Annotated in this window: 12 protein-coding genes and 1 pseudogene; 6 read left to right on the forward strand and 7 right to left on the reverse strand. The window is 54.9% G+C overall.

Annotation, left to right across the window (positions count from 1 at the left end; genetic code table 11):
• Window positions 1–21: 21 nt before the first annotated feature.
• Window positions 22–918, reverse strand: coding sequence for a LysR family transcriptional regulator (locus M5C01_RS21695; protein WP_152740719.1), 897 nt, complete (start codon window positions 916–918; stop codon window positions 22–24).
• 119 nt (window positions 919–1,037) lie between these two features.
• On the opposite strand from M5C01_RS21695, the gene M5C01_RS21700 reads away from it, so the two are divergent.
• The 3 genes from M5C01_RS21700 (at window position 1,038) to M5C01_RS21710 (ending at window position 3,056) form a co-directional block, all read left to right on the forward strand.
• Window positions 1,038–1,646 carry an NAD(P)H-dependent oxidoreductase gene (locus M5C01_RS21700; RefSeq protein ID WP_152740718.1) on the forward strand — a complete coding sequence of 203 codons (609 nt, stop codon included), beginning with the start codon at window positions 1,038–1,040 and terminating at the stop codon, window positions 1,644–1,646.
• A gap of 36 nt (window positions 1,647–1,682) precedes the next feature.
• On the forward strand, window positions 1,683–2,270 hold the full coding sequence (locus tag M5C01_RS21705; RefSeq protein ID WP_152740717.1) for an NADPH-dependent F420 reductase: 588 nt from the start codon (window positions 1,683–1,685) through the stop codon (window positions 2,268–2,270).
• 450 nt (window positions 2,271–2,720) lie between these two features.
• Window positions 2,721–3,056, forward strand: a complete 336-nt coding sequence (locus M5C01_RS21710) for a hypothetical protein (RefSeq protein WP_152740716.1) — start codon at window positions 2,721–2,723, stop codon at window positions 3,054–3,056.
• 260 nt (window positions 3,057–3,316) lie between these two features.
• On the opposite strand, the gene M5C01_RS21715 is transcribed toward M5C01_RS21710, so the two are convergent.
• The 4 genes from M5C01_RS21715 to M5C01_RS21730 all read right to left on the reverse strand — a co-directional run bounded on the left by M5C01_RS21715 (window position 3,317) and on the right by M5C01_RS21730 (window position 5,128).
• The gene (locus M5C01_RS21715) at window positions 3,317–3,559 is read right to left on the reverse strand and encodes a hypothetical protein (RefSeq protein ID WP_152740715.1); all 243 of its coding nucleotides are present in this window, start codon (window positions 3,557–3,559) and stop codon (window positions 3,317–3,319) included.
• Between the two features lie 12 nt (window positions 3,560–3,571).
• On the reverse strand, window positions 3,572–4,051 hold the full coding sequence (locus tag M5C01_RS21720; RefSeq protein ID WP_152740714.1) for a hypothetical protein: 480 nt from the start codon (window positions 4,049–4,051) through the stop codon (window positions 3,572–3,574).
• A 271-nt stretch (window positions 4,052–4,322) separates the two neighbouring features.
• Window positions 4,323–4,874, reverse strand: coding sequence for a DUF2857 domain-containing protein (locus M5C01_RS21725; RefSeq protein WP_178129930.1), 552 nt, complete (start codon window positions 4,872–4,874; stop codon window positions 4,323–4,325).
• Between the two features lie 80 nt (window positions 4,875–4,954).
• Window positions 4,955–5,128: a hypothetical protein gene (locus M5C01_RS21730; RefSeq protein WP_178129929.1), complete on the reverse strand. Its 174-nt coding sequence runs from the start codon at window positions 5,126–5,128 to the stop codon at window positions 4,955–4,957.
• Window positions 5,129–5,761: 633 nt separating this feature from the next.
• Between M5C01_RS21730 and M5C01_RS21735 the strand changes: the two genes are divergently transcribed.
• Window positions 5,762–6,529 (forward strand): hypothetical protein, encoded by a 768-nt coding sequence (locus M5C01_RS21735; protein WP_152740713.1) that lies wholly within the window; start codon window positions 5,762–5,764, stop codon window positions 6,527–6,529.
• 174 nt (window positions 6,530–6,703) lie between these two features.
• Window positions 6,704–7,354 carry a hypothetical protein gene (locus M5C01_RS21740; protein ID WP_248764391.1) on the forward strand — a complete coding sequence of 217 codons (651 nt, stop codon included), beginning with the start codon at window positions 6,704–6,706 and terminating at the stop codon, window positions 7,352–7,354.
• 220 nt (window positions 7,355–7,574) lie between these two features.
• Here the strand turns inward: M5C01_RS21740 and M5C01_RS21745 are convergent, their stop codons facing one another.
• Window positions 7,575–11,078, reverse strand: coding sequence for an AAA domain-containing protein (locus M5C01_RS21745; RefSeq protein WP_152740712.1), 3,504 nt, complete (start codon window positions 11,076–11,078; stop codon window positions 7,575–7,577).
• Window positions 11,079–11,270: 192 nt separating this feature from the next.
• Window positions 11,271–11,550 (reverse strand): annotated as a pseudogene (locus M5C01_RS21750) (IS3 family transposase); the annotation flags it as partial.
• A gap of 167 nt (window positions 11,551–11,717) precedes the next feature.
• Here M5C01_RS21750 and M5C01_RS21755 point away from each other — a divergent pair.
• Window positions 11,718–12,806: hypothetical protein (locus M5C01_RS21755; protein ID WP_248764392.1), on the forward strand; the 1,089-nt coding region annotated here is incomplete at its 3' end.

Raw genomic sequence — 12,806 nt, forward strand, 5'->3', positions numbered from 1 at the left:
CCGTTACTTTTCCAACTACTCTTAAGCGCAAGCTTTTTTGATACGGTCGATCAGCCATCGGCCCGCAGGTCCAGGAAGAGCCGTTGCAGAATGCACGGCGGATATTCCCAACTTCACGCCCTCCCTAGGTATTCCTTCGACATCAAGAACAATCAGTCTGCCAGCAGCGATGTCTTGCTCAACCATATGAAGCGGCATGCTGCCCCATCCAACCCCATCCTTGAGAAACGCGTATTTGGTTGATAGATCTGCCAGACGCCACGTCAACGGTGACAACACACCGAAGTCCTGCCCGATCATTAAATCAGAACGATCAGTCAGAACGAGCTGAATGTGTTTCGCCAGTTCATGCCTTGGAGTTTTTCCAACCCAAGAGGCCAGCGGGTGGTCATGAGCCGCAACCATGACGAGCGAGACCTCGCCGATACGCTCGCTGGATAGCGATGCGAAAGAGACTGGCAGACTCCCCAAAATGCCTAAGCTGCAACGTCCGTCCAATATTGGCTGGTAAGCCGCACCCAAGGCCTCTACGAAGATTTTCAAGGGTGTAAGCGGGAACCGGATGGCAAACTCTTTCGCGACGGCTGTTATCGACGATGTCGGGAAGAACACGTCCATTACCACGGACAACTCCGGTTCTATCCCCGAGGACATGAGCTTTGCACGGGCCTTCAACGTATCTACGCCTGACACGATGCTCCGCGCATCCGCCAACAAGAGCACTCCTTCTGGAGTGAGCTTGGGAAATCGACCTGAGCGGTCGAACAGCACAACACCAATTTGGTTTTCCAGGCCGCCGACCCATCCACTCACTGCTGACTGCACCCGATTGAGCTTCCTGGCCGCGGCGGAAAAGCTTCCCTCATCGACTGCGGCGATAAATGTTCTGAGCTGATCCAGTGACACCCCGTCGAGCATAACGCCTCCAACCATCCCAAAAACAGATACTTCACATCTCAATATACCGTCTTTTCAGATCCAACTCAGCGGCAGATCATTCTCAACGCTTCCCCCCTACACCTCGAAGGTCAGTCACCATGCAACTCCTCCATCTTGATTCCAGCCTGCTGGGCACTCATTCAGTTAGCCGCAACCTGTCCTCTGACATCGTTGCTCGTTTGGTAAAGCTGCAACCTGAGCTCCGCGTGATTTATCGTGATCTCGCAGACGACCCTGCATTGCACCTTTCGGGAGCCCACCTAGCGGCATGGCAGGGTATCGACAACAAGGACAAGGTGTTGATTGACGATCTGTTCAAAGGCACCGCCTACATGGATGAGTTACTGGGAGCCGATATCGTTGTGATTGGCGCGCCCATGTACAACCTGTCGATACCTACACCTCTGAAAGCCTGGATTGACCGGATTGCGGTGGCCGGCAAAACGTTCCGCTACACCGCCACCGGCCCCGAAGGCTTGCTAAAGAACAAGCGAGCGTTCATTGCCTCCGCTCGTGGCGGTGTCTATTCAGCGGGAAACCCTGCTGCCGCGTTGGAGCATCACGAGAGCTACTTGATTGGACTCTTGAGCTTTTTGGGCATCACCGACACAACCGTCGTTCGCGCAGAAGGTGTCGCGTTCAGCCCCGAGGCGAAAGAAGAAGCCGTTACTCAAGCACGAAGAGCCATTGCTGCCATTACGGCCTGACATCTCGACTCGCAGCCATCTTTTGAGGAACTCACCATGACTTATTCCATCATTGGTTCCGGAAAACTCGGAACAGCCCTTGCACGCCAATTTGCCCGAAATGGTATCGAGTTCGGACTGGCCAACACCCGTGGCCCGGACACTCTCACAGCGCTTGCCCAGGAACTGGGCAAGCCAATGATTGCGCAGTCCCTCCAGGAAGCGCTCAAGGCCGACATTGTCATCCTCGCCATCCCGTTCAAAGCGCACCGAGAGATCGGGCTCACAATTTCCGATTGGAAGAACAGAGTCGTGATCGATGCAATGAACACCTACGGGGTTTCGCCGGAGGAGCTCGGCGATAGAGAGTCGACTGACATAGTGGCATCGGCGTTTATCGGCGCACGAGTGGTCAAAACCTTCAATCAGTTACCAGCAGCGCTGCTAGCTAAACACCCTGAAGAAAATGGCGGGCGCAGAGTGATGTTTCTATGGGGACGTGACCACGATGCCAATACCGATGTCGTCGATTTGGTCGGACAGCTTGGGTTCGCAGCGATCAATCTAGGGATGATCGAACAAGGCAGCAAGCTGCTAAGCCTGGGCGGCCCGCTCATCCTTCAGAACATCATTAAACACCCGTGACTGAACCGGTTCGAATGACGGCCACCACCCGTTGTCCGTGGTATCGCTAACTTCGAACCGTCTACTTCGATTGCCAGCGTGCTCCAGGTCGAACGAGCGGCCGTATGGCGCGCATTAGCCGTGATTTGTTAGCGCTAGCAAGACGACTCGCTTTCCCTCGAGTGAGATTTCCTAGAAAATCCCAGCTGCTTGCGCCCGTTATTTTCGGTGGCTAGTCTGCGTTTCGTCACCGCCCATTCGGTGACCGGTTTTGACAGACCGATACTCACAGGCGCAAGCAGCGCCCCAATCACCATTGCAGGCGCGAGCCTGTCGTGCGTGTTATGGCGGCTGTGCGCAGGGCATCTTCGGGTGCGCCGGGTACCTGTGTCCGGTCTGTCAACCTACGTACAGCTGCCACCCTTCCCTGTTTGACAGCAGGCGGTGGTAGCCCATCACAGGAGCTCCATCATGTTCAAAGCCACACCCAACCCGCCGGCGACACCCAGCCCATTAGACCTCACCCCTGATGCCGTCGATCGAGCATTGGCGCACTACATTTTTCCGCAGCCCTCCACATCCAAACCCTCTCGACCCGGCAACGTCGCGAGTCCAAACCTTTGGGAGCAAGCCCTCGTCGATGCCTGTTCCATTCTCGAATCGGCCGCGGCCATGGCCTACGATCATGCAGACAACCTCACTGGTTCAAACCGCAAGGTCGCCATGGGCATGGTTCATCTGATTGAGTTGGCGCAACGCCGAGTGGACTCAGCGTTGGAGGAAAAACTTCAAGGGTTTCAGGCCTGACTGAAGTGGACCTGCGGCAGCGTTTGCTGAAGGTGGTCTGGTAAGGGGAGCGCGCTTTTCTTACCAAAACGGTAACCGCCTCAAGGGGCGGTTACCGAATCAACAAGCCCTCACACCAGCCCGTCGGCGATCCAACGCTGGACGAGGCTCCAGACCATGGTCAGGTTCATTTTCCATCTGGCCCAGCCGTACAAATCAGATCTGAATCGAGGGCAAACCCCAGAGGTGCCACTGCACACTCAATTCCCCCGATCATCCCTTCAATCCATCTGCTCGAACCGCCGCCGCTTCATGAACAATCCCATCCCCATCGCCACGGCAAAAGCCGACAGCAACCCTAGATCAAACCCCAACAAGCGGGTCTGACCGGCAACAACGCAGCCAACCGCACCCGCCACCACCAACACCACTCCTAGCCACTTGCGCAGCAGATACGGTTTGAGGAATTGATCGAGCAGAAAGGACACCACCAAGGCAATGACCAATTGAGTAATGTCGGACATGTACTTCTCCAGTCAGGTCTTGATGATTAATGTCGAGAGGGTGCGTTGCGGGCCGATACCGCCATTGACCTGTGCCTCGATGCTGACCAGTACGTCACCCGCATGGTAGGTGGGTAGGATTTCATTGACATACCTGCGTACACCGGCCCCTACAGGTATCGCCACGTAAGAAGGGGCCACAGCCTTGGCGGCGGCGGCGAAGGCAGTGGTGGCAAGGTTGGCGATCGTGGTGCGTTGGGCGTTGAGAGCATCGCCCTGTTGCCGGGTCAACGGCTTGGAGATGCCGATCATCATCACGCACGGCAGGTTTTTGGCCAGCATCTTGTCGTACACCTCGACGACCTTGCTGTTGACCTCATAGTGGGCTTTTTTTGCCTCGCCAAAATACAGCTCGCGCAGGCGTCCACGTTCACTGTCGGTGAGGGTGATCTGCGAGACGTTGAAGACGATCCCGTGATTGCCCATGTATTGAAAAGTCCCTTCGAACTTCATCGCGCGCTTCCTTTCGGCACAAAGGTGGCGATTCTCTACAAGGAGCGCGTTGGATTCAAATCATTTCACCTTGCTGGCAAGGCGGCGGGTGCCTTCATCGATCAGCTCGCACAGGTGTAAGCGTCCGCCGCACGCGCCTCCCATCGCCTTCGCGCGCGTCGTGGCGACGGTGAGACTGGGCGGCTCTTGCTGCAAGTCTGGTGAGGGGGAGTAACGGTCCTCTCACCAGACCTGCAGCAATTTCCGTAACGGTTATCGAATCCTCAGGCCCTCACACCAGCCCGTCGGCGATCCAACGCTGGACCAGGTTCCAGACCATGGTCAGGCTCAAGGTGGGTTCGCACTCGGTCATCGACATGGTCACCTTCAGGATGGATCGTGGGTCCCGCACGTTCGTGCCCTGCTCTTTCGTCAGTCGGACCCAGTGCTTCCACAGGAGGTGCTCTTCTTCAGAGCGAACCTGGGGCCAGCTCCCCTTTCGATGGGGAATCCCCAGCATGTCGCGCCAGACGGCGACTTCTTTGGCGGGCAAACCAAACAACTCAGTGATCATGGGCGTGCTTGCACCCAACCTGATCGCACGACGGATCGTGTCCTCTTCATCCGTAATGCTGGCATGGGCCAACAGGCGGTGGACAATGGTGCTGTCCACGACGACCTTGAACCAGGGAACCGGTGAGTTCACCAAAGTCCCCATGCTGCAAGGATCAATCAGGGTTTGCAGATCTTTCTCTTCGAAGCCCATAGCCAAGCAGCTGCGCAGCTGACCATTTTTGATGTTGTCCAAAACTTGAAAGGCGATTGCCAGATTCAAAGGGTGCACGTGTACCTCCACCATTCCATGGTTTTTTAACGGCCTCATTGACGAGCCGTTCGTCCTCAAGCCCGATAGTCCATTGGGCTCTATGTATTTTCACGATAGGCATTGCGCTGGACACTCAGTATCTCGACACCTGCCCAGCCCTCCATACGGCAGGCCAGCTCATACAGAAAGCCATGGCTTTTCAATTGCTCCGCGCTGAGTTTGAGCTGGACCGTGTAGGTTGTATCGCCAGTGGTATCAGGACTCAAGTCCATTTGTTTTTCTCCCTGTTATGGCTATTGCTTTCAGGTGCAATAGGCAGTGATGACTGAGCGGTCGAAGTCCACTTTCCTCTGTGAACCTGCGAAATCGATCCGGTAACTCATCGAACGATTCCGCTCTACAGCCGCTCAATTTTATGGTGCCCCTAATTATGTAGTGCTTCCCTGAAGGATCAGCTGTCAGAAAAGGCGCCTCATCCAAAATGAAAAGCATGCGTCAATTGTGAGGCGACTGTTTTCTTTAGGAATGCGTTAAAGATCACGCAGTTTTCCAATAGATAACAGCGCCCTCTGCTCCCCGCGTAACGGTGCCCGGTGAGCGTATATCTGTGCACAATTAAATTGTCCATTTCCCACAGCACCACCGGAAGCGGCTGACTATCTCACCCAGTGAGTTTGAATCGATGATTGGGTCTGGTTAGCTGTCGTTGGCAGCACCTTCCCAAGTGGTCGTGATCTTCGAGGCCACGGTGTGCAGATAGCACATTGATCATCCCTAGTTCGCCCAGCATTCGGAAGCGCGAACAGTCGTCGACACCCTCGCCGATCGAATGCCCCACCCCACCGTGACGGAGACTACCGTCAGGTGGTGTCTCCTTGTCACGTATCCATTGAGTAGGAGACACCATGAGTATATCTATGGCTGTATTTGACGCGCTGTCAGCCATCAGCGTACCACCGGAAAAAGCCAAAGCCGTCGTAAAGGCTTGGGAGGCCGAAGTGCGAAACGTAGCAACGAAATCCGATCTGGAACAAACGGAAAAACTGCTGACTGAAAAAACCGTCGATCTGGGTCGAGAGCTGCGTGGCTCGATCAAAGAGCTTGGCGACACTGTAAAAACCCATGGCGAGCAGATAAACGCGCTCAGCCAAGCGATAGTTACCCAGGGGATCGAGCTTCGCGCTGAAATGAAGGAGCAAAGCAGCGAGCTTCGTGCTGAGATCAAAGACCAAGGTAACGAACTTCGCGCGTCAATAGAAAAGCAGGGCAATGACTTCCGGCTTGCCATGGAAAAGCAAAGTAGTGAGCTACGTGCTGAAATCAAGGAGCAAGGCAGCGAGTTTCGGCTTGCCATAGAAAAACAGGGTCATGAATTCCGGATGTCAATGGAAAAGCAAGGCCAACAGCTTCGCACAGAGTTCAAAAACCAAGTAAGCGAACTAAGCACCTTAATTACTAAGCAAGGCACCGAAATGAAGGACCAAGGTGTCGAACTCCAAGCAGCAATCAAAGGACAAGAGACAGCCCTCCTACTACAAGGTGTCAAACTAGAGGCGTCCATCACAGAGGTCGGATCAAGAATCAAGTACGTGCGCTGGCAGTTTGGCATCATCGTCACTGCTGTAGTTGGTTTCTGGGCAAAAATGGCCTACGACTTCTTCATTGAAAAATAGCTTTATGATCCAAGGTTTTACTATTCAACCGGTAAGCTACGGCCTGTGGTTTAAACGCTTCAAGACGTGGGCACTGTCCGCGTTGCTCTGATACACCACAATTTATTCCCATGCGGGGAACACTCCCCGTCCGGGCGCAGTGTCTCTCCGTTTTGGGCTTTTCTGGAGAGACCTATGAAACTCGATGCACTCACACCGCAACAAGAAGCACTGCTCGACCTGCCTCTCGTTTTTACTCCGAGGGCCTGGAATGAGAGTGTTTACATAGCAAAACCACTGAACATCGCCGAGCATGGCTATCGCCTGACCGCGTTACATCAGGCAGCTCGCAATGCAGTCATCCAAGAGGCGTGGGATGATGAGCCGTTGTTCTTTGACTTCAGTCACGAATGCTTTCCCTCTACGGGTGAGCGATCGGTGCAGACTCAACTGGATCTGCGTCTGGTCGTAGACCGTACGGAAGCAGGACAACATGTGCTGAAGCTCATGCTCAGGTATGAAGCTGAGGCGCTTGAAAAGCGGATTCCTGGAGAGCTCTTTGCTCACGGTGAAGTCGTCATGACCCTTGGTGTAGAGGCGCTCGTTCAACAAGGTCTGTTGGACATAGCGCCCTATCTGGACCGTCATCTTTGTGGTGATTGGGGAGAATTACCTGGGGCGGACAGGCAGAAAAACGAGCAGGCGGTGCTGACCGGCGCCAGCTTGTTCTCGCAATACGATGTTGACGTTGGAGCGGCGAAAAAGCTCTGGATCATCACCTCGGCGGACAGGAGATTCACTTCCCTGTTCCTGCCCATTGACCCCACCCTGCCCCAGTTTGACTGAGGCTCACTGACCGTCTACACGCCTTTTCAGGCGAGTAGGCGGTTTTTTGCACTCTGGGTTTTCTGGTGAGGTCCGCTCCGAGCTTTCTATCTCAATCGCAGGCCGGAGATATGTGTAGGAGCAGATTGTCGTCCAATTCCCGGCTATCAAACCTGCACTAGAACGTTTTCACACAGCAGGGACCAAAAGCGGACCTCAACTGATGTTGCCTTCCGGCTGCTTATAGCCCGCTAGACGTCACCCGTTGCATCAAGCTCGTGCGGTTGATTGCAAGTTCGCCGCGCACGTCCGGGCCACGATAGACCATGGAAGTTTCATGGTGCACGTAGTCGCCATAGCGCTGCGCACTCAACCAATTGAACGAACCGACACACAGCAATTCCTCATCGGCCATAACGATCTTGCTGTGCACCTTGTTGACCACACGTACCTGAATGTCCCGCGTTTTCAGCGCTGCAATGGCATCCTTGAACTCGGTGAGTTTCTCAGGATTGCCCTCAGGCCTGGCACTCTTGATATCAGTGTTGAAACGCAGGTCGGTATACACCACCACCTGGACACCGCGCTGTACCGTATTCCCCATGATGTCCAACGCACCGCTTTCCTGCATCCATCGCAATCTCACCCAGGGCGTTACGATCTGAACCTGCTGTCGAGCCGTTTCCAGCGTCTGCATCAAAAACCGATCATGCTCTTCAACTTCATGCAAGTGGCTCAATCCGGTGCGCGCCGTTTGTAAATCTTCCCGGGGTTGATAATTGAACGTCAGCTCGTTCGCCGAATCCGCCAACAGAAACCGGGCCAAACGCCCCCGTGGCTTGCTTATCGGTACCTGGCTGAACAGGTCCATGTCGCCAAACACCAGAAAACTGTCCTTAGCCCGAGAAACGGCCACGTTCAGCATGCTGTCCTTGCGGTCGATAAATTCGCCATCGCCATGTTTGGAATAGACCGCTGAGAAGATCACCACTGGCCGCTCAGCGCCCTGGAAGGAATGAACCGTGCCGACAGTCATCTCGCCGTCGCCTTTACCGGTCCTGATGCCCAGTGCTTTGCAGGCCTGAATGATTGCCTGCGTCTGTGCGCCGAACGGGGTGATCACGCCGAGGATCTCCCATAGATCCTTCTCGTAGCGCTTTTTCAGCTCGGCTTCATTTGCTTGAATCCACGCTGCGATCGTCTGCGCTTCCAAGAGGTTATGGCGGCTCCCACCATTGCTCTGCTGGCACATGCCATCAATATGCAGATAGCCCAACCCCGGTAAGCCACCTTCCGGCTTTGGCCCTCGTCGCGGTTGCAGCTTGCCCTTGTAGCAAAGGGCATTGCAGTAATCGATTATCGAGTCGTAGCAGCGACGGTGCTCATACAGATACATACCTCGGGCGAGGTCGTGATCGTAGTGATATCGACTGGTCGCCTGGGCGATGGCCATGACACTGCCGTTGGCTGCGCTACGACCGCTATCACAGAAGACGGCATAGTCGTCATCAACCTTGTCGCGCGATAACAGGCCGGCGCTTATCAGATTGCCGATATCAACTGCAGTCGGAATCGACCAGATGGGTTCGATCTGCTGAGTGTCGCCGATCACCAGTGCTTGCTTGGCAAGTGCAAACGACGCAGCAGCAACTTCAGGAAGAACTTGTCCCGCTTCGTCGACGATCAGAAGATCGATGAAGCTCAGTGCGTAGTCATCGACGAAGCCATTGCCGTCATGCCGCTTGCAGTGTAGCTCCCTGGGCAACCTGAAGAAGGTAGCTACCACACAGGGCGTGAGCTTCATCCACCGTCGCCAGTTTTTCTCCAACGTCTTGCGACCGGTTTTATTACGGTTCTTGAGAATTTCCGGCAGGCTTTCTGCGACCTCCATCAACCAACGGCCTTCCCAATAATGGGTCGTCAGCAGGAAGATTTCGAAACGCAGCGAAGTGTCCGCCCAACTGTCGCAGTCGTTGAGAGTCGCCTGAGCAGCAGACCTATTGGCAGGGATCGACATAACGGCAATCACAGCCTGCCAATTCAACACCTGACGTTGCTCACCTTGCAGTAATTGCCGGGCCCGCTGAATTTGGGCCTCGAGCACTTTTTGGGCCATGCTGGCTTGAGCTGCGGCGGCCGCCAGTTGGGTTTCGATTTCACTAACACTGGCGGCGTTTTGCAGTTCGATGTTGGTCTCATCGAGCTGTAATTTCGCCAAGCGCAGACGTTTGCCAGCGATCGGCCCGAACCAGCCAAACAACGTATAGATCAGCGGTTCATGGGCCAGGTAGTGTTTGAAACTCTTCAGACGTGCTTGCGTGTTCGCAAGCTGCTCGGCCTGGTTGACGTACTGTGCATCAAGCCGCGCAATGCCTGCCTGTGGATCATCGCCGAGCAGCGCCTGAATGGCTTCGCGGGCACTGACCAGCTTGGCCCAAGCCTGCTCGATATCGATGAGCTGCTGCTGGCGCCTGCGGATTGCAGACTGGAGCTGGTTGACTGTGCCTTGGACGCTCGGGCTCGGATCATCGGGAAAGGCGATGGCCGCTCGGGCCAGATAGGCCTGCTGCGCCTTCTCCAGATAGGCCCGCGACTCAAGCTCGGTGAAAAAGCTTTTGGTCTGGTAGGTGCGGGCCATCTCCGCTTCATCCGAAGACTTGGGAAAGTAAGCACCGAAGCTTTTGATATCGGGCAACCAGCGTCCCGCAAAGGGGCCACTGCCTTCCGAGAAGTCCTTGCCGAACGCCTTGATAATATTGGTCACGGCCTGGTTGTTGGTGGAACTGGCCACGATCACCGGCGGCTCGCCACCATCCACTGCGGCCTTGGCCCAAAGCGAAGCGACGACCGACAGCAGCAAGGTGGTTTTACCCGTTCCAGGCGGCCCGTTGACGGCCAGCACATCTCCCGCATTAGCAACGAGCAGATGAGCCAAGCCATCACGTTGGGCGGGCGCCAAAGCATATTCGTCCCCGGCATGGCCAAGTCGCACAGCAAACTGGCTGTTGGCAGGCAAGCAAACTTCGTCAGGAACAGGATCGCGCTGAGCAAAGCGGTCGAACAGAGGTGCGTCAGGCTTGCTGTCGCGCAAATGGTCGTAGAGGCTGACGATATTGCGGCTGAAACCGTCAGCTTTGTCTTCCTTGAACAAATAGCAGACGTTAACCAGGTCAAAACCATCCTCTGCCCCCTCCCAGCCGCCGCTGACCTTGCGGAACATTTTCGTGCAGAACTGCAGATAGGTATTCCACTTGTCGCGGTACTCGCCTGCGCCAAGCTCCTCCCCCTTGGAAGGTGGATCGAACTGGGGCATGTCTTCAACGGACAAAAAAGCATCCAAATCGACTTGGGCACCGATAGCAAAATTGTCCCGGTCGAGCGGTTCCAGAATGTCGCGGGGCATAATGGTTTGCGAGGTCGGATAAAGACGACCATCGCGGGCGACTAACACCCGACATAAAACCGGCGTGATGAACGCTGGCAGACCGTTGCGAGCTTTGCGGTGCTCCAAGCGTGACTTGTAAACGAAGGGCCGCAGAGTGATTTTCACACAGGGCAGTTCGGCGGGTTCGTTGGCAAATAACAGACTTACCTGCTCTGCCGGCACGCAGCCTGCGAATAAGGTCTCGATGGGTAAAGCGGTGAGCTTTTCGACCTGGCTCGTAGACAAGGCGCCATTACCATTTTCAGCATCTGCCAGGGAGTTGCGCCAGTAGTTCGCGAGTTTGAAGGAATAGTCGTTCATCGTCCTGATTCAATGCGGACCGCGACTCATTGTGACGGTCAATGGATGAGTGATTGGGGCGAGAGTAGCGTGTTGGGTACGCGATGGGAATTTGAGCTTTAACCCAATCCGAGGATGCCAGACCACTGCATGAGCTCCACACCCGCTTGGACGCTTGCCTAGTAGTCAGAAATCAAACGGACAAGTTGATTGTTCGTGATGCCTCAGATTGTAGGTGATGTCGGTGATCCAGACCTTATTGGGTTCGACCACATCAAACTGGCGCTTTAACAAGTTGGGTGAGGCGACCGCTGGTTTACCTCCGCCCTTCCCTGGACGCCGGCGATACCCAGCCTGAAAATGCAGACCTTCAAGACGCATCAATCTAGCGACTCGGTGGCGGCCACAGCCCTCATCAACTTCACGCAGGCCGTCATGGATTTTGTGATAGCCATATACCACCATCCTCCAGCCATAAATGCTTGATCAACCCGGGGCAATTCACTGGCTTCCAGCAATCCAGGCATTGGTGACATCCGATGCCCACATCCTTTGCAGGCGAATTCGCCTGCCGCCCACCAAGAGCACATTTGTACTCTTTACTATTCACTGGTAACTTCAAAGGCAACAATAGCGAAACGGCCGCAACAGGTGCTCGGCGTGAATAAGACTCATTATTTCGGCAAAAGCAAAACCGGCGGCGCCAATGCTTCCTATGGGTTCGACTATCAGGATCATTGCGTCATGCTCTTTCTTCTGCAGCATTGTGGAAATCCAACCTTTGAGGCAGTCGGGATCGAGACGGACGACGATTTCTGCCTGCTTTTCAAGGAACACAAGATCACTTGCCAGGTGAAGAATGAAACGCTGACTGTGCCTCTAGCCAAAGGCCAGATTGGAGATGACAGGCTACTCATTGGATCAACCGTCAACAAAGAGCTCTGGACCTTCTGGAGATATCTGCAACATTTCCGAAACCAGCAATCCTCGCCTGAAAGCTCGGCCAGCAAGATTACTGTGTCCAGGGAGTTCGCTTACGTGCTGAAAAAGCACGGTTTTGATCAGGGCCGGATCGATTCGATCCCCCACTCTTGGTCAATCAACATCGTTCAAGAGGATGGCCTGGAACAACGTGTCGCCGCTGAGTTGATTGTACAAGGAGTAGCGCACCAGCTTTGCATTGATACTGACAACTGCCTGAACGAGCTCTACCGCATGGTAGCCGCGGCCCGCAAAGACCGCAGGTATATCTCCGGTCACGAGGTGCTCGACTTGTTGAAAAAACACGGCCGCGCCTTCAATTCCGTCACAGGCCATACTAGCCAGCTCGACTTCTTGCGCCGTATGAACATCGACCAACACCAGCTTTTGCAATCAGTGGACGGAAAACTGAGCAGCGCTCAACGGGCCTTGAAAGACGAGCGATACGATGAGGCTCTGGACATTTACCTGGCGCTTGCCAATACATTCGAATCAGAGCAGTTGTTGGTCAACTGCGCCGCGCTATTCCAACTGATGGGAAATCACGACGAAGCGCTGCTGTACTGCGACAAGGCGCTAAAGCTTGCCCCACGTTGTGGCGATGCGCTTGCCATCAAGGGCACGTTGCAGGCCGACCTGGGTGACCTTGACCTTGCGCTGGAACTGCTGTGTGCTGCGAATGCGCATAAGCCGGGTGATCCATTCATCCTCTACAACGTCGGTGTCGCTCACATGCAGCTGAAGAACCTTGAACCGGCGGCTGATTTT

The sequence above is a fragment of the Pseudomonas sp. MWU12-2319 genome (genome assembly GCF_023242525.1).
In the GTDB taxonomy this organism is placed as follows: Bacteria; Pseudomonadota; Gammaproteobacteria; order Pseudomonadales; family Pseudomonadaceae; genus Aquipseudomonas; species Aquipseudomonas gingeri_D.